Raw genomic sequence first — 18203 nt, 5'->3', positions numbered from 1 at the left:
CCGCAATAAAATCCGCGCCTCCATCGATCCGGCGAACACTGGATTTAGATTATGGATATCAAACCATACCGCTTAGCTGCACCTATTTTTATGGTGGCTCTGGTCGCTGCGCCAACCTTGGTTAACGCCGCAGGTAAAGAGACGCACGCAGCGCAAAATTCCGCATCAAGTGAGCGAGCTTCAACGACCAAGCTTGCCCAACTGATCAACGTCGCTTTGAGTAACGATGGCAATCGTAAGCAATACTCTGCGCAATCTGCTGCCATGCGTGAAACGGGCGTCGCAAGTGCAACCTTGATGGACCCAAAACTGAAAGTGGGTTTTGGTGGCTTGCCTGTCGACAGCTTCAAATTCGATGAAGACCCAATGACCAACATCTCCGTTGGTTTAATGCAGCAGTTTGAGCGTGGCTCTACGCTTGATTTACAGCAGAAGAAAGCCAATCAACAAGCCGACGGCCTTGGTCTTCAAGTGCATGCTCGTGAGCTTGAGGTAGCCAACAGCATGACTCAACTTTGGTTAGAACTTGGTTACCAGCAACGCGCTGAGCAAATCATGCTTGAGAACCGCAAGTTGATGAAGGAAATGGAAAGCTTTATTCAAACCAACTATTCGATTGGTAAGAGTGAAGCGCAAGATCTGCTCAACGCCCAACTTCAAGTCAGCAAGTTGGATGAGAAACTGCAAGCCAATGCACAAATGCAACGTCGTCTTATCTCTCAACTCTCCGAATGGTTGGGGTCAGATTGGTTGGCAAACGAACAGGCTCTGCACGCGAGCAATCAACTTAATTGGGACACACTGAACAGCAAACTTGCTGCGAGTCAGGGTTCCACCAAGCATTATCAGCAACTCAGCCAACACCCGATGGTTAAGATGGCCGACGTCAGCATTTCTGCCAATAAAACTCAGGTGGAAATTGCTGAGCAAGCCTACAACCCACAATTTGGCGTCGAAGTAATGTACGCCTACCGCCAAGCCGACAACATGATGGGTGAACCTGCCTCCGATTTGGTCAGCGCTTACCTAACCATGGACATTCCGTTGTTTACGGGTGACCGCCAAGATCGCAATCTCGCGGCCGCTCAATACCAAGTTGGCGCGGCACAATCACAAAAAGACACCTTACTAACGCAGATGAATGCCAAGGTTAACACTTTGCTGGTTGATCGCAGCAACTTAACCCAGCGTTTAGAACGTTATCAATCCACCTTATTGCCTCAAGCGAAAGCGCGCATTCAAGCCGTTGAGCGAGGTTATCAAAACAACACAGCGCAGTTTAACGATGTGATTTCTGCCACGACTGACGAGTTGGCTCTGCAATTAGAGCAACAACGTCTGCTGACCGATCTCAACATCGCAAACAGCAATTTAGCCACCCTACTCGGTGGTTTCGACTACCAAGTGGCTTCACCGGAAGCTCGCTCTATTTCGACATATTAATTTGTGATTCCCCAAGACAGTTGGGGCTACAGCTAGGCGGCAAACGAGAGAATCCCATGAGCACTTTCCCTAACAAACTAAGGGATCTGCTATGTGATTTGGGTGAACGAGAGCAGGCAACAACGCTGTAGCGTCAAATGTGAAGGGGGAAAATAAGGTAAAACAATGAAAACATTAAAAATTGCAACCATCGCGCTGATTGTTGGTGGTGCTTTAGGGTTTGGTGCTAATCATTTTCTTACGGGCTCAACTCATGACATAAGTGCGATGGGTGGCGAATCTGCTGCAAGCTCTAATGATCCGCTTTACTGGGTTGCCCCAATGGATCCGAACTACAAACGCGACAAGCCGGGTAAATCCCCAATGGGCATGGATTTGATCCCGGTTTACGCAGAAGATCTATCCGGTGAACAAGACGCACCGGGTACAGTGACTATTGACCCTTCAGTAGAAAACAACCTCGGGGTTAAAACCGCAAACGCGACACTGCAACAGCTATCACCACGCATCGAAACGGTTGGCTATATTGCCTTTGATGAAAGTCTGTTATGGCAAACCAACGTTCGTGTGGCGGGTTGGGTAGAGAAGCTTTACATCAATGCTGTGGGTGAGAAAGTGAAGAAAGGCGATGTGCTTTTCACTCTCTACTCTCCTGAACTGGTTAAAGCACAAGAAGAATTGCTGAACGCTTACCGCACTGGCCGCAAAGGTCTTGTAAAAGGGGCGACCGAACGCTTGGTAACACTTGGTGTTGACCGTGCTCAAATCAAATCCATTACTCGTAGTGGTAAAGCATCACAAACAATTGAAATCAAAGCGCCTGCTGATGGCGTTATCGCGAGCTTAAACGTGCGTGAAGGTGGCTATTTGTCCCCTGCTCAAGCGGTGATCAGTGCAGGTCCCTTGGACAATGTTTGGGTTGATGCGGAAGTCTTTGAGCGTCAAGCACACTGGATGAAAGCAGGTTCTCAAGCCACGATGACCCTTGACGCGATTCCGGGCAATGAATGGCAAGGTGTCGTAGATTACGTGTACCCAATCCTCGATCCGAAAACACGTACGTTACGTGTGCGTCTTAAATTCCCTAATCCAGATGGCGCATTGAAGCCAAATATGTTCGCCAATATTGCCCTGCAGCCTGTCACTGACGATGCAGTATTAACGATTCCTAAATCATCTGTTATCCGCTCTGGCGGTATGACTCGCGTTGTTCTGGCGGAAGGTGATGGCAAATACCGTTCTGCTCGAATTGAAGTTGGCCGCGAAGCTGGCGAACAAATCGAAGTATTACAAGGACTTAAACAAGGCGATAAGATCGTTACGTCATCTCACTTCATGCTCGATTCTGAATCAAGCCAGTCGGCGGATCTGTCTCGCATCAATGGTGTAGAAGCAGCGGCAGAAACGGCATGGGCTAAAGGTGAGATCACAGACGTAATGAAAGATCACCGCATGCTGACCATCAACCACCAACCTGTACCAGAATGGGATTGGCCGGGCATGGTAATGAACTTCACTTTTGCAGATGGCGTTGAGATGGGTGACTTGAAAAAAGGTCAGGCTATCGAATTTGAAATGCAAAAGACAGATTCCGGTCAGTACCAAATCGTTGACTATAAGGCAGACAACAGCGTCATTGCAGCAGAAGTTTGGCTAACTGGTGACATTAGCATGCTGATGGCTGATTTTGGCATGATCACCTTAAACCACCTACCGGTTGCAGAATGGAACTGGGATGCAGGCGAGATGAACTTCTCTGTGGGTGAAGAGGTTGATCTAACGGGTTTTGAAGAAGGACAGAAAGTTCGGTTTCTAGTTGAAAAACAAGGATCTGACTACGTTCTTAAACAGTTAGTTCCTGCAACAACAGTCGTCGAGGGTTAATTATGATCAATGCTATTATTCGTTGGTCACTGAGCAACCGATTCCTAGTGTTGGTCGCGACCTTAGCCCTTATATTAGGCGGACTTTACAGTGTAAAGAATACGCCTGTTGATGCGATTCCGGATCTTTCTGATGTGCAAGTGATCATCAAGACAAGCTATCCGGGTCAGGCTCCTCAAGTCGTCGAGGATCAAGTTACTTACCCACTCACCACCGCCATGCTTGCCGTGCCGGGTGCTGAGACGGTTCGTGGCTACTCTTTCTTTGGTGACTCTTACGTTTATATCATTTTCAACGATGATACCGACATGTACTGGGCACGTTCACGCGTGTTGGAGTACTTAAGCCAAGTAGCACCCAAGCTGCCACCGAACGCAAAACCAACGCTAGGTCCTGATGCAACGGGCGTGGGCTGGGTTTACAGCTACGTATTACAAGACAAAACCGGCAAGCATGATTTGGCGGATCTCCGCAGCCTGCAAGACTGGTTCTTGAAGTACGAGTTGCAAACCGTTGATGGTGTCTCTGAAGTCGCTACCGTAGGCGGTATGGTGAAGCAGTATCAAGTGCAGATTGATCCTGCCAAGCTGCGTGCGTACAACCTCACTCTGCAACAAGTGAACATGGCAATCCAAAACGGTAACCAAGAAACCGGCGCGTCCGTTATCGAAGTTGCGGAAGCGGAGCACATGGTTCGTACCACGGGTTACTTAACCAGCATTGAAGACATCAAATCACTGCCGCTAAAAGTCACTGAGAAAGGCACGCCGTTGCTATTAGGAGACATCGCAGACATTAACCTTGGTCCACAAATGCGCCGTGGTATCTCAGAGCTGAATGGCGAAGGTGAAGCGGTCGGTGGCGTTATCGTGATGCGCTTTGGTGAAAACGCCAGTGAAGTGATTGCGAAAGTCAAAGACAAACTTGCAGACCTACAACGCAGCCTACCAGAAGGCGTTGAAATTGTTGCAACCTACGACCGCTCTACCCTTATCGATTCAGCGGTAGAAAACCTCTGGAAGAAGCTCGCAGAAGAGTTCATCGTCGTTGCGATTGTGTGTGCGTTGTTCCTGTTCCACATTCGTTCTTCGTTGGTTATCGCTCTGAGCCTACCGGTTGGCATTCTCACTGCATTTATCGTGATGCATTGGCAAGGCATCAACGCCAACATCATGTCCTTGGGTGGTATTGCGATTGCTATCGGTGCCATGGTGGATGGTGCAATCGTGATGATTGAAAACGTTCATAAGCACATTGAACGAACGCCACTGACCGACAAAAACCGCTGGCAAGTAATTGGCAAAGCCGCAGAAGAAGTTGGCGCACCGCTGTTCTTCTCGTTGCTGATCATTACTCTTAGCTTTGTACCGGTGTTTGCCTTAGAAGGTCAGGAAGGCAAGATGTTCTCGCCGCTTGCGTTCACTAAGACGTACGCCATGGCAGCGGCAGCAGGTTTGGCAATCACACTCGTCCCTGTTCTTATGGGCTACTTAATTCGAGGTAAGGTGTTACCGGAACACAAAAACCCAGTTAACCGTGGTTTGGTCGCGTTGTACCGCCCACTGTTGAACACCAGCTTAAAATACCCTAAGACCATGATTGTTATCGCATTAGGTCTAATGGCGTCGGCTTACTACCCAACCAGTAAACTGGGTAGCGAGTTCATCCCTCCGCTGGATGAAGGCGACTTGATGTACATGCCAACAACCTATCCGGGTATCTCAATTGGTAAAGCACGCGAGCTTCTACAACAAACCAACAAGCTGATCAAAACCGTTCCAGAAGTGAAAACCGTATGGGGCAAGATTGGCCGAGCTGAAACTGCAACCGATCCAGCGCCACTCACCATGATTGAAACCGTGATTCAGTTGAAGCCACGCGACCAATGGCGTGAAGGGGTAACAACCGAGTCACTGCGCAAAGAGTTCGACAAGCTGGTTCAGTTCCCTGGTCTTACTAACGCTTGGGTAATGCCGATCAAAACGCGTATCGACATGCTGGCAACGGGCATCAAAACCCCTATCGGCATTAAGATCGCCGGACCCGATCTGAAAGTGATTGAGAAGATCGGCTCTCAGTTGGAGCCAATTCTTAATGGCGTACAAGGCACGGCATCGGTTTACGCAGAACGTGTAGCAGGTGGTCGTTATGTCACGATCGACATTAAACGTCGTGCAGCAGCGCGTTACGGCTTGAGCATCAAAGACGTTCAGCGGGTGATCTCGACCGCGGTGGGCGGCATGAATGTAGGTGAAACCATCGAAGGCTTGGAGCGTTACCCAATCAACGTTCGTTACCCACAAGACTACCGTGATTCAGTGGTTAAACTGCAAAACCTACCATTAGTGACACCAAATGGCGCTCGTATTGCGCTGGCTGATGTCGCGGACATTCGTTACGAAGACGGCCCTCCGATGATCAAGACGGAAAACGCGCGTCCGAATGGCTGGGTATTTGTCGACATTGATGGGCGTGACCTTGGCTCTTACGTCGTGGAAGCACAGCAAGTCGTGGCTGATCAATTGGAACTTCCTGCGGGTTACTCGCTGGCTTGGTCTGGTCAATACGAATACATGGAGCGTGCGAAAGATCGCTTGAGTGTCGTGGTACCAATCACCATCGCCATCATTATGCTGCTGCTTTACTTCAGCTTCCGTCGTGTCGGTGAAGTGATGATCATCATGCTTACCCTACCGCTCGCTATGGTCGGTGGTTTGTGGCTCATGCATATCCTCAACTACAACTTCTCGATTGCCGTTGGGGTCGGCTTTATTGCCCTAGCAGGTGTCGCAGTTGAGATTGGGGTCATCATGCTCGTCTACCTCAACCAAGCATGGCACTACAAAAAGCTGGATGCGGAAGAGAGCCAACAGAAGCTTGAGGCGAAAGATCTAACCGATGCCATTCGTGAAGGTGCAGGCCTGCGTGTTCGCCCAGTAATGATGACGGTACTGACGGTCATTATTGGTCTGATTCCGATCATGTACGGCGAAGGTACAGGGTCAGAAGTGATGCAACGTATCGCTGCACCAATGATTGGCGGTATGGCATCAGCACTGCTGCTGACGCTGTTAGTGCTTCCAGCCATCTTCAAGCTGTGGAAACAACGTGAGTTGCGCCCAAGTAACTCAACTTCGAGCCAAACAAGCACGCAAACTGGGAACCAAATCGAAAACGCCGACAGCACAGGTCGCACTGGTAACAACGCTTAATCCCTACCTTCCCCTCAATCAATTCGTTTGAGGGGAAGCAACCAAGTTATTAATGAATTAAAACAAGGATATAAAAATGAAAAAGACACTAATCACTCTTGCTCTAGCCCTAACAACAACGACTGCGTTTGCCCAAATGGATCATTCAAACATGGACCACGGCAGCATGAAGATGGACCACAGTAAAATGGACCATTCAAACATGATGGATATGCCGGGCATGTCGGCAGTAGGTATGCCAGCAAAAGGGGCAAAGCCAGACAAGGTGGTACACGTTATCTTGGATGATGATATGACCATCAAGTTCAAGAAAGACGTTAAGATTGAGCCAAACGATGTGGTGCAATTTGTGGTCATGAACACCGGTAAGATCAACCACGAGTTTACGATTGGTTCGGCTAAAGAGCAGCTAGAACATCGCGAAATGATGAAGACAATGAGTGGCGATCACATGCATGACTCAGGCAACGCAGTTACGGTAGAACCAGGTAAAGCGAAGCAATTACTGTGGCACTTCCACGGTGACAACAAGGTTGAGTTCGCGTGCAACATTCCGGGCCATGCAGAATCGGGCATGGTTAAAAAGATTGAACTGTAAGTAATTATCCAACTAGACAAAGGAGCTGATGATTCAGCTCCTTTTATTTCTCTGGATCAAACTATTCGTTAGCTCATGATAAGAAATTCTGAGCCAGTGTCTCACGCTAAGATATTTTTATGACCGAATCACCGACGTAATATATAAGCCAAACTACGGGCCTTGATAGCAACACTCTTCTCCTCATATTGAGACCGTATAAGCGTATTGCAAAGAATCCTACATAAAATAGACATAGATTTAACAGTGTTTAGAGTATTGGCTCGTTATAGTTTACGTGACATCGCTACGGTGCGAACTAAAACTAAAATTGAAGAACACGATCCATGAAAAAGTTATTTTTGTTGGCTGGGCTAATGGTTTGCTCAACCCTAAGTTACGCGTCCCAACTGAATGAGGACATTTCTCTCCTCGAGCAACAAACCTCAAGCAGAATTGGGGTGTCAGTTTGGGATACCCAAGCAGACGAGCGTTGGGACTACCGTGGCGATGAACGCTTCCCACTCATGAGCACATTCAAAACCCTAGCTTGTGCCAAAATGCTAAGTGATATGGACAGCGGTAAGCTAAGTAAGAATGCGACCGCAAAAGTCGATGAGCGCAGTATCGTTGTATGGTCTCCAGTGATGGATAAGCTCGCAGGCCAAAACACACGCATAGAGCACGCGTGTGAAGCCGCTATGTTAATGAGTGATAATACTGCAGCCAACTTGGTATTAAATGAAATTGGCGGCCCTAAAGCCGTAACAATGTTTCTGCGAACAATTGGAGATAAAGCAACGCGCCTAGACAGAATAGAACCTCGCTTGAACGAAGCCACACCAGGCGACAGCCGCGATACAACCACACCTAACGCCATACTAAACACTCTGCGAACCTTGATCGAAGGCGAAACGTTGTCTTATGAGTCTCGTGTACAATTAAAAATCTGGATGCAGGACAACAAAGTTTCAGACTCGTTAATGCGTTCTGTATTACCAACAGGTTGGTCTATTGCAGACCGTTCTGGTGCGGGAGGTCATGGTTCGCGTGGCATTAACGCGATTATATGGAAGGAAAATCATCGACCTGTTTACATTAGTATTTATGTCACAGAAACCGAGCTCTCACTTCAAGCTAGGGACCAACTCGTTGCGCAGATAAGTCAGTTGATTTTACAAAAGTACAAAGACAATTAAGTCACCACTCACCTAACCCTATTTGTATCCTTTTCTAGCCCTTCTCTTCCAGAAGGGCTCATTCTGTACTTCCATCTTAAAAACACCACTTATTGAGTAATGACTTACTTATAAATAGGTATAAGATTTACTTATTTAGGGTGAGTTAACGCCCACATTAAGCAACCAAATGCACACAAATGGCGATAATTGAACCATACTCTTACCAAGAAGCACATTTTCTACAAAATAGCTTCACGTAATTTATTGTTGGTATTTGCAACATTGCCAAGGAGATGTCTATTGAGACTTGAAAGAACTTTTAACCCTGATGACTTATCGATGCAAAACATGGAAAGTCCGATATGTATGCCGATAGGGTTTGTTCACTTTTTAGCTCAATCGGAAACACTACAGCAAGTACTTGATACGGTGGCAGAATGGATAAATCGTATATTTAATTCTGACCGTGCGAGTATCACACTTTATGAAAACAATGATCATTTAAAGGTCTACTCTTTCTCTGGTAGTAAAGCGATTCCCGCTGAATTTTTAGTGCCCATTCATCAAGCGTTTGTTGGCCGAGTGTTCAAAAAGCAACAACTGATGATCTGCGACGATGTTACGCAATCTGATGAGATCGATTGTGTGATGCTCGCATCCAATGGTATGGGTACGTGTATGGACGCGCCTTTAATGCACGGTAAAGTCTGCCTAGGAACGCTTAATGTTGCGCATCATCAAACGCACATTTACACAAACGAACAAGCGGCACAGCTTCAGTGCATCGCTAATTGGATTGCTTTGAACATTGCCCTTCATATACAGATTATGAAAATGGAGCACCTCGCCACGACGGATGATCTAACAGGTATTCCAAACCGCAGAGAGTTCATGCGACAAATCGAAAGCCGCCTAAATGAATACCGAACCCAGGGCATTGACTTCCATGTTGCTATTTTAGATCTCGACAATTTTAAAAGCCTCAATGACCGGTTTGGTCATGACGCAGGCGATAAATCACTGATCCATGCAGTTAATACTATTAAAAGTCATCTACTTGATTGTGACTTACTTGCCAGAGTTGGTGGTGAAGAGTTTGCCATCGTATTAAGAAGTCGCTCATCACAGCAAGCTCTAGACACATTAGAAACGATTCGTAATGCACTAGAAACGACGACCGTTCAACATTCAGGTTGTGATATGAGCTTCACCGCGAGTATTGGGGTAACTCAAGTCTGTCGTCTCGACGACTCATTTGAACCACTTGTTAAACGCGCAGACTTAGCACTTTACAAGGCAAAGGAAACCGGAAGAAATCGCGTTGAGTTTCATATTGGTGAAGAAAGGTAGAAAAAATAAAAAAAGGTAGCGACTCATTGCGCTACCTTTTATCGATTCTAACCCGCTTAAAATAACTAGTACGAACTTTAAGCCAGTTAAAAATAAGAATGAGCAAATTTAATTATGCTTTCTTAAGATCTTTAGCTGGGTAAGTTAGTGTTTTTTCGCCTGCTTTTACATGTGTGTAAAAACCGCCACTGCTTAAACCTGTAACAACCATTTCGCCAAGATCGATACCTTTAGTCGCTACTACTACGTCACCGATTGAAAACATATTGAATACCTTGTTTGTTTAGATTAAGACACTAAGTCGTTGCGCGGTATTTAATACGATATTAGGCAAAGCACCTAATCGAGTTTTTTATCGTAAAGATTAATTTATATTTGTCGTGAACTCTAAGTTTCCACATTGAAAATCACAGGATATTTTCCAAAAAAAGATGCGCTATTCTTGTGAAATACGGTAATATTTTCTAGCATCAAGTGCGGAGGTATTCTCCGCCCTCATTGGAGAAAAATGATGAAGAAAGGCCTAAAAATGCGTGCATTAGAGCGTTCTGATTTGCGCTTTATTCATGAACTGAATAACAACCGAAATATCATGGCCTACTGGTTCGAAGAACCTTACGAGTCTTATGACGAGCTCGAAGAACTTTATCGAAAACATATACATGATGACGCTGAAAGGCGTTTTGTCGTCGAAGATGAAGACGGCATCGTAATTGGCTTAGTTGAGCTGATCGAGATTAACTACATTCACCGCAGCGCGGAATTTCAGATAATCATCGCCCCAGAGCATCAAGGCCGAGGTTATGCGACAGAAATGATTAATCGTGCGTTAGATTACTCATTCTCAATTCTTAATCTACGTAAAATCTACTTATTAGTCGCAGTGGATAACGAAGTCGCTATTCACTTATACAAAAAGTGCGGCTTTATCGAAGAAGGTCACCTTGTAGAAGAATACTTTATTAACGGCGCTTACAGCGATGTTAAGCGCATGTATATATTAAAACACCAGTACCAGAAAAAGATCGAAGAAAACAACTCAATTCACTAGTTCATTCTATCAAAGTAAAAACGCAGCTATTTGGGCTGCGTTTTTATTTATTCAAATTGATATTGATATGATAATACGATGCGCTTGTCTGCTTCATCCAAATAGGTGTTGTTGTCCATGACAAACGTCATTACGGTAAAAGAGTGGCGTTTGCTCACGAGGTAACCAAGACCAATACCACCAAAGAAGCCTTTGTAGTTCTCTCCTTCACTGTTTTCTGAGCCGTAAGTGCCTGCTGCGAAGCTGATTAACGTCAGCTCTTTGGTAAACGATTTCAGCGCAAATGCACCAACGTAACCGCTACTGCCTGAAGAGCTCATCATATTGAAGCCATTCTCTGCACTTGGAGTGCCCGTAAAGTTAGGCTCGCTACAGTGGCTACTTTCTGCACCGTCACAAACAGGAACATCACCAGTGTTGTACGTATAGCCTGCCATTGGGAAAATTTGGAAGCCTGCTGGCTCAATCCCGAAATAACTTAGCGGCATAAAGGTACCAACGCTGTAGTTGGTTTGATCCGCGCCATTTACGTATTCATTTTTACCGAAGTTGAAGTTCACGATACCGACCGGAAACAACCACGAGCCACCAATACGCCACTCGCTCGCATCATCATTGATACGCAGGTTGATTTTGCGCGCTTGGTCAAGCGCAAGTGAGCCCGAGAATGAGATGTTTTGATCATCAAAATCGTAGTTGTTTGCGTACGAGGCGCCAAATTTCGTGATGACTTTTGTTGGGTCATCCGCCAACTTGTTTTTATTGTCTTTTACTCGATGCTCGGCACCATGAGCCAGCGTACTGACCAACAAAGTCGTACACACTAACGCTAGTTTATTTTTCATTTTTTAGTCCTTTGAGATGTTGAATACCCGCACTTAGCTGCGCAGATACTTTTTGAATCATCACTCACTGGATGCGACAGAAGCGCCCTAACTACCTTAGATGGCATGACAGCATCCAGTGCAGGTAGTTAGGGTAGAATGGCCTGTAAGGAAGGCGTTTTAGCGATTAGGAATGATTAGTTTTTCCAGTTGTAGCTCATGCTCATGAAGTACAGAGCAGGCTCATCAAAGCCAGCTTGTAAGCGTGGCGTTTCTGACGATTCCATCAAGATCGCTTCAAACGCGAAACCAATTGAGTTTTCTGAATCCAATTTGTAATCAATGCCTGTACCAATGCGGTACGCCTTGCCAGTAGGAACGGTAATGTCACCGTTTGATTGGCTTTCATACATGCTGGTATCGAATGCAAAACCTGCATTCCACATCATTTTTTCATTCAGTTTGTACTGAGTACCCAATGCGATTTGGTAAGTGTCTTGTGTCTCTACATCGACCAATTCTGCAGCCTTAAGCGTGGTTGTGTATTCGCTCCAGTCTTGCCAGTTCACGTTCCACATCACCGCTAGGTCATCATTCACTTCATGGTAAGCACTGAAGATCAGTTGTTGCGGAGCAATGGAGTTGCTGTTGTCGAATTCAAATTCGGTTTCAGAAGAGTAAGACAGACCAAGACGAGTGCCTGGTGTTGCCTCATAAAGCACACCTACTCGACCGTTGACCTGAGTATCTTGGTCTTCGTCATTGAAGTTCAGGGCTCCCTTCGTTTCCACTTCATACATACCGTACTGAATGCCAAGCGCCGCACCCACAGACCAGTGATCATTGATGCGGTAAGAAGCGGAAGGTTGAATGGTCAACGCTTGTGTCGTTGCTGTAGGAATATCTAAATGATTATTCAAAAGACCTTCGTACTCGAGGCCAAGGCCGTAGTTGCCATACAGACCAATACCCAGCGTCCATTTGTCGTTCACTTGTTGGCTGTAAAATGCCGACGCCATAGGAACAAAACCAATCACGTTGCCCGCATCGCTAGTCATCGTGTCTAGTTGCGCGTCACCGTAAAGGCCAATCAGGTTACCAGAGAAAGATTTACCAGAAACATTCGCCAGACCAGCCGGGTTTGCTGCCATTACTGAGGCATCTTGCGCACGAGCCGCCATACCAGCGGATGCCAAACCAATATCCGATGCTGTAGTTTCATAAAGGTATAACCCACCCGCTTGCGCAGCAGCACACGTCAGTAGAGAGCTCGCTACGACGATTTTTGAAAGATTTTTCATGCTAAAACCTATTATTGTTAGGGGAACCCACGCTGCGACGGTGGTTGTATATCAATGAAAGGCATTGGCCAATCGCACACAGCGTGGGGGTGTTGTGGAGTCAGTCAGTTAAAATCAGCGTTATTGCTCGCTCACCTCAAGTTCAGTGGGTTTCTTTCGCTTAAACTTCTCGCGCAGAGATTGCATCATCACGAAGAACACTGGCGTCAGTAACGTGCCAACAAACGTAGAGAGAATCATGCCGCCGAATACCGCAAAGCCCAGTGAGTGACGAGATGCCGCACCGGCACCCGATGCAATCACCAACGGGAATACCCCCCAGATGAAGGCGAATGCGGTCATCTGTACTGCACGGAAACGGATTCGAGCAGCTTCTTTGGCAGCATCAATGATGGATAAGCCCTTTTCTTCTCGCAGAACTTTGGCAAATTCCACAATAAGAATCGCCACTTTGGCGGACATACCGATCAAGATGACCACACCAATCTGAACGTACAAATCGAACGGTTGTCCTACCAGCAGTAGCGTTCCCATTGCGCCGAGAATCGCGACTGGAACCGCCATCATTACCGCAGCAGGAATGGTCCAACTTTCGTACTGGGCCACCAAGAACAAGTAGGTGAACAGCAAAGACAATGCGAACGCGATTGGTGCCATGTTGCCTGCTTTCATCTCTTGGTAAGTCATGCCTGACCACTCGTATGAGTAACCACTTGGCAAAGATTCCGCAGCCAGTTTTTCAATGGCTTTTACAACATCACCCGAGCTGTAACCTGGCGCTGGCGCACCGTTCACGGTTGCAGAACTGAACATGTTGTAGTTCGACAAGGTATCAGGGCCAAAGATCGGCTTCACTTTCACTAGTGTTGCCAGTGACACCATTTTTCCAGAGCTTGAGCGAACAAACAGATGGTTGATGTCGTCGATGTTGTCACGGTATTGCTCTTCTGCTTGCACTTTCACTTGGTACGAACGACCAAACAAGTTGAAGTCAGAAATGTAGGCACCGCCCAACTGTGCTTGCAGTGTGCTGAAGATTTCATTCAACGGTACGCCCATCGAAATCGCTTTATCGCGATCAATATCGATGTAACGTTGCGGAATATTCGCACGGAAAATCGAGAACGCACGTGCCACTTCAGGCAGTTGGTTGATTTGGGCAACAAAATCAGCGGTTGTTTTTGCCAACTCTTGTGGAGAACGGCCCAAGTTGTCCTGCAGCACAAGGTTGAAACCATCCACCGCACCCATACCTTTGATTGCCGGCGTCGCGAAAACGAACGAAGCGGCATCTGGCGTTGAGTTCAGCATTTGGTTAACTTTATTCATCAATGCGCGTTGGTGTAGTTCAGGGTCTTTACGTTTGCTCCAGTTATCCAGTTTGATGATCAAGATGCCCGAGTTTGGAATCGACGCCATGTTAATTACCGAGAAGCCCGCAACCGAAACCACGTTCTCCACACCTTCCATCTGTTTTAGCTCATCAACGTACTTCTTCATTAATGGTGCAGTACGCTGCAGTGCTGCAGCGTCTGGCAAACGCATTTCGACCATGAACACGCCTTTGTCTTCGTTCGGAACGAAAGAAGAAGGTACGGTCATGAACGCAAATGCCAGCACCGCAATAAGCGCGCCATACACACCGATACTCAGCACAATACGACGGCTCAAGAAGCCAACTAAACCTTGGTATTTGCGCGTTATTGCTTCAAAACCTCGATTAAACGCACGCAAAGGCGCAATAGGTTGCGAGTGAGTAGATTTCAACATCAACGCACAAAGCGCTGGCGTTAACGTTAATGCGTTGATCGCAGAGATCAGCACCGACACACAGATGGTGACTGCGAACTGGTTGAACATTCGACCGGAAATACCCGGCAATAGCGCAACCGGTACGAATACTGCCAACAAAATAAGCGTTGTTGCCAATACTGGCCCCGTCACTTCTTTCATAGCTTGGATCGTGGCCGGAATCGGGTCTAAATGCTCTTCATGGATAACCCGCTCCACGTTCTCTACCACGATGATCGCATCGTCCACCACGATACCGATGGCGAGGATCAAGCCAAACAACGAGATGGTGTTAATGGTCATGCCCATCACGCCCATGATTGCGAAAGTCGCAATGATGGAAACCGGAATCGCTAAGGTTGGAATGATGGTCGCTCGCCAGTTCTGCAAGAAAACGTACACAACGAAGGTGACAAGAAGTACCGCAATCACCAGCGTCTCGTACACTTCATCAATCGATGTCTCTACGTATTCGGTAGAGTCATACGCGATGTCATAGACCAAATCATCTGGGAACGATTTCTCGTACTCTTTCATGGCCTCTTTCACCCGCTCCATCACGTCTAGCGCATTCGCTGTCGGCAACTGGTACAAGGCCAGAACGGCGGCTGGTTCGTTATTCATACGACCATCAGCTTCGTAACCTTGTGCGCCAACTTCGACACGAGCCACATCTTTCAAGCGAATCAGAGAACCTTTCTTGCTCGCACGGATGATGATGTTCTCGAACTCTTCCGCAGAAGTAAGGCGGCCTTTGGTTTGCAAAACATATTGATATTGCTGATCACCCGGAGCTGGCATACCACCGATCTTACCCGCCGCCACTTGGATGTTTTGCGTTTTAATTGCGCCAATAACATCGCTAGCAGAAAGCTTCAAGGTAGCCAGTTTATTTGGGTTCAACCAAATACGCATTGAGTAGTCTTTCTTACCCAGCAGCGTAATGTCACTCATACCTTCGATACGTTTTAGACGCTCGACAATATTGAGATCCGCGTAGTTAGAAAGGTAGATACTGTCGTGAGACTGTTTCGGAGAACGCAGTGTGATAACGCCCAGCATGTCGGAAGATTTCTTCTTAACCGTCACACCGATTTGGTTTACTTCTTGTGGTAGAGACGACGTCGCCTGTGCCACCAAGTTGTTCACACGAACCTGCGCCATATCGCCATCTGCGCCCACTCGGAAGTAAATACGCAATGTGTATGAGCCATCGTTACCAATCACAGAAGACATGTAAATCATGTCTTCAACGCCGTTGACTTTGGCTTCTATCGGTTGTGCTACGGTCTTTTTAACCACGTCCGCGTTTGCACCCGGATACATGGTGCTCACCGTAATTACCGTTGGAGAGATTTGAGGATACTCAGAAATTGGCAAGACTTTCAGGGCGATCATACCCATCAATGTCATCGCCAGTGAGATCACCAAAGCAAACTTCGGCCGGTGAATGAAAAATTTACTTAACATCAGTACTCACTCAGCCTTGTTCACTCTGTAGCTCAACGTCTTTCACCGTTGCACCCGGACGCACTTTTTGTAGACCATTGACGATGACTTTTTCGTTAGCCGCCAAACCAGTCAGCACAGCACGTTTCACACCGTAGGTCTGACCGAGTTCAACGTTACGACGAGACACCACGTGATCATCACCAACCACCATGACGTAGTCACCCGCTTGGTCTTGTTGAACAGCCGCCGATGGGATAAGCAAACCATCAATGGTTTTGTTGCGCAGCTTGATGGTCAAGTTGCCATATTCACCCGGCATAAGCGCGTAAGTTGGATTATCGAATTGTGCTTCTGCTCGAATTGAGCCTGTTTCTAAATCGATCTTATTGCCAACGGCGTAGATCTTGCCATCAAGCGGATACAATGAACCGTCTGAAAGCGTCAGTGTTAAATCAACATCCAGTTTGTCATCGTTACGATGAGCTACATCAATCGCACTTCTTACGCGGCGGTAGAGCTTCTCATCCACATCAAAGCCAAAGTGAATTGGGTCTACTTGAGTGATCGAAACAAGAGGAACGAGTTGAATTTTCGAAATACGGTCACCCACTCGGAAGTTGCTGAAACCCACTCGACCAGAGAAAGGAGCACGCACAGAGCTAAATTCAAGATCGAGCCTTGCTGAAACCAGCGTCGCCTTCGCCTCTTCTACCGAAGCAATCGCTGCGGCTTGCGCGGCAATGGCGTCATCGTATTGCTGCTCACTGATGCTTTTATCTTTGATGAGTTTCTTCACACGTTCTGCATCACGCGTAGTTTGAACGAGTTGCGCTTTTGCTTTTTGCAACGACGCTTTTGCATACGCCAGTGCCGCTTTGTAAGGACGGTCGTCGATTTCAAACAACAATTGGCCTTTTTCGACCATATCGCCATCTTTAAAATGAATCGCGGTTAATTCGCCACCGACTCGCGGCATAATATCAACGTCATTTACCGCTTCAGTTCGACCGATAAAATTATGATAAGGAGTGATTTTTGTTTCGGTTAGGGTAACGGTTTCAACAGAGGGTGCTTGGGCTGTTTTCGTTACGATATCGCCAGTTTTGCATCCTGATAGTAATGCAGAAGATATAGCAATAGATACCAACGCAAATTTATATTTGGCTTTCATGATAAACCTACTTTATGTAGAAAGTGCTTTGGCCTAAATATTTAAATATATGGATAAACACACTTTCCATTCTGGAAATAAACGAGGGAGTTAGAATTGGTAGTTAAATTCGATGCGGTGATCACCATCACCGAAATTAACGTGCTCATTCCAGTTTGCAAAGTAACGAATATTTGCGCGAGGATTAATTTGATAAGACAACGCAAACTCATGAGTCAAGATATTATCTTCACCCGCATAATAAGTATCTTTATATTGACTAGACCCTGACAACGTATGCATATACATTGGGTTGTAGTTAATCCAGATTTTATCGGTTAATTCAATTTTTGAGTACATACCCACAACAGTGAAAGTACCTGGAATTTCATAACCTTTGTCATCACCACTAAAATCATTAGCAATAGTGACACCCGCACCAGCTAAAGGAAATAGCTGCAACATACCAAACTTAGGTAGACCTTGAATAAAGCTATAAGATGCATCTAATTTATCGTTATCAACGTCGTAGTTTACATCTAATTGACGGCCTAGACCTTTTGCGACTTCTACTTGGAAATTACGTAGTCTGAAAGAGTCAATGCTGTCATCAACGTTGGCATATATTGGATCGTCATTGTCGCGAATGCCAAATAGCTCACCACCAATGCCTTTCATTTCAATGATGTTCATCGCCATGGTACCAGGCTGGCTAGATTGGTAAGTTTGACCGATTTTGATGTTCGCGCCTTTATCAGTAATACCAAAGCCAGCTTGGGTGTATACCGCAAGTGGGTCAGACATATCTTGTAGTTCTTCGTTATTGTTTGTCTGCGCATAGGCAGAAGACGCGAGTTGTAGGGCTGCAACCATAATGGCAACAGACGGTTTCACTAAATTCATAAAACTGTATCCATTTTAATGATTATAAAATTATTCACGTCATGAGGTCATCATAAATAGCAAGCAACACAACTCGCTTTGGAT

13 protein-coding genes are annotated in these 18203 nt (G+C 46.3%); 7 read left to right on the top strand and 6 right to left on the bottom strand.

Annotated features, from left to right (window positions below):
* Nucleotides 1-51 precede the first annotated feature (51 nt).
* The 6 genes from J4N43_RS17855 to J4N43_RS17830 all read left to right on the top strand — a co-directional run bounded on the left by J4N43_RS17855 (nucleotide 52) and on the right by J4N43_RS17830 (nucleotide 9647).
* The gene (locus J4N43_RS17855) at nucleotides 52-1443 is read left to right on the top strand and encodes a TolC family protein (protein ID WP_158159406.1); all 1392 of its coding nucleotides are present in this window, start codon (nucleotides 52-54) and stop codon (nucleotides 1441-1443) included.
* Nucleotides 1444-1608: 165 nt separating this feature from the next.
* Nucleotides 1609-3327, top strand: a complete 1719-nt coding sequence (locus J4N43_RS17850; RefSeq protein WP_158159407.1) for an efflux RND transporter periplasmic adaptor subunit — start codon at nucleotides 1609-1611, stop codon at nucleotides 3325-3327.
* Nucleotides 3328-3329: 2 nt separating this feature from the next.
* Complete coding sequence (locus J4N43_RS17845; protein WP_158159408.1) at nucleotides 3330-6539, top strand: efflux RND transporter permease subunit; 3210 nt, start codon at nucleotides 3330-3332, stop codon at nucleotides 6537-6539.
* Nucleotides 6540-6615: 76 nt separating this feature from the next.
* Complete coding sequence (gene copI, locus J4N43_RS17840) at nucleotides 6616-7137, top strand: copper-resistant cuproprotein CopI (RefSeq protein WP_158159409.1); 522 nt, start codon at nucleotides 6616-6618, stop codon at nucleotides 7135-7137.
* Nucleotides 7138-7463: 326 nt separating this feature from the next.
* Entirely contained in the window at nucleotides 7464-8315 is an 852-nt protein-coding gene (locus tag J4N43_RS17835; RefSeq protein ID WP_017821520.1) for a carbenicillin-hydrolyzing class A beta-lactamase CARB-56, read from the top strand.
* 282 nt (nucleotides 8316-8597) lie between these two features.
* Nucleotides 8598-9647: a sensor domain-containing diguanylate cyclase gene (locus J4N43_RS17830; protein WP_053303796.1), complete on the top strand. Its 1050-nt coding sequence runs from the start codon at nucleotides 8598-8600 to the stop codon at nucleotides 9645-9647.
* 112 nt (nucleotides 9648-9759) lie between these two features.
* On the opposite strand, the gene J4N43_RS17825 is transcribed toward J4N43_RS17830, so the two are convergent.
* Nucleotides 9760-9912, bottom strand: coding sequence for a hypothetical protein (locus tag J4N43_RS17825; protein WP_005375418.1), 153 nt, complete (start codon nucleotides 9910-9912; stop codon nucleotides 9760-9762).
* Between the two features lie 246 nt (nucleotides 9913-10158).
* Here J4N43_RS17825 and speG point away from each other — a divergent pair, with 246 nt between their 5' ends.
* On the top strand, nucleotides 10159-10698 hold the full coding sequence (gene speG / locus J4N43_RS17820; protein ID WP_005375417.1) for a spermidine N1-acetyltransferase: 540 nt from the start codon (nucleotides 10159-10161) through the stop codon (nucleotides 10696-10698).
* Nucleotides 10699-10745: 47 nt separating this feature from the next.
* Here the strand turns inward: speG and J4N43_RS17815 are convergent, their stop codons facing one another.
* The 5 genes from J4N43_RS17815 to J4N43_RS17795 form a co-directional block, all read right to left on the bottom strand.
* Nucleotides 10746-11543, bottom strand: a complete 798-nt coding sequence (locus J4N43_RS17815; RefSeq protein WP_053350521.1) for a hypothetical protein — start codon at nucleotides 11541-11543, stop codon at nucleotides 10746-10748.
* A 176-nt stretch (nucleotides 11544-11719) separates the two neighbouring features.
* Nucleotides 11720-12823 (bottom strand): OmpP1/FadL family transporter, encoded by a 1104-nt coding sequence (locus J4N43_RS17810; protein ID WP_053350522.1) that lies wholly within the window; start codon nucleotides 12821-12823, stop codon nucleotides 11720-11722.
* Nucleotides 12824-12943: 120 nt separating this feature from the next.
* Nucleotides 12944-16084 carry an efflux RND transporter permease subunit VmeQ gene (vmeQ, locus tag J4N43_RS17805; RefSeq protein ID WP_158159410.1) on the bottom strand — a complete coding sequence of 1047 codons (3141 nt, stop codon included), beginning with the start codon at nucleotides 16082-16084 and terminating at the stop codon, nucleotides 12944-12946.
* Nucleotides 16085-16094: 10 nt separating this feature from the next.
* Nucleotides 16095-17237, bottom strand: coding sequence for an efflux RND transporter periplasmic adaptor subunit VmeP (gene vmeP / locus J4N43_RS17800; RefSeq protein WP_005385108.1), 1143 nt, complete (start codon nucleotides 17235-17237; stop codon nucleotides 16095-16097).
* A gap of 90 nt (nucleotides 17238-17327) precedes the next feature.
* Nucleotides 17328-18119, bottom strand: coding sequence for a hypothetical protein (locus J4N43_RS17795; protein WP_017635247.1), 792 nt, complete (start codon nucleotides 18117-18119; stop codon nucleotides 17328-17330).
* Nucleotides 18120-18203 lie beyond the last annotated feature (84 nt).

Source organism: Vibrio sp. SCSIO 43009, from assembly GCF_023716525.1.
Classification (GTDB): Bacteria; Pseudomonadota; Gammaproteobacteria; order Enterobacterales; family Vibrionaceae; genus Vibrio; species Vibrio alginolyticus.
The sequence above is the reverse complement of the archived record's forward strand: the minus strand, read 5'-3'. Positions and strand labels throughout refer to the sequence as shown.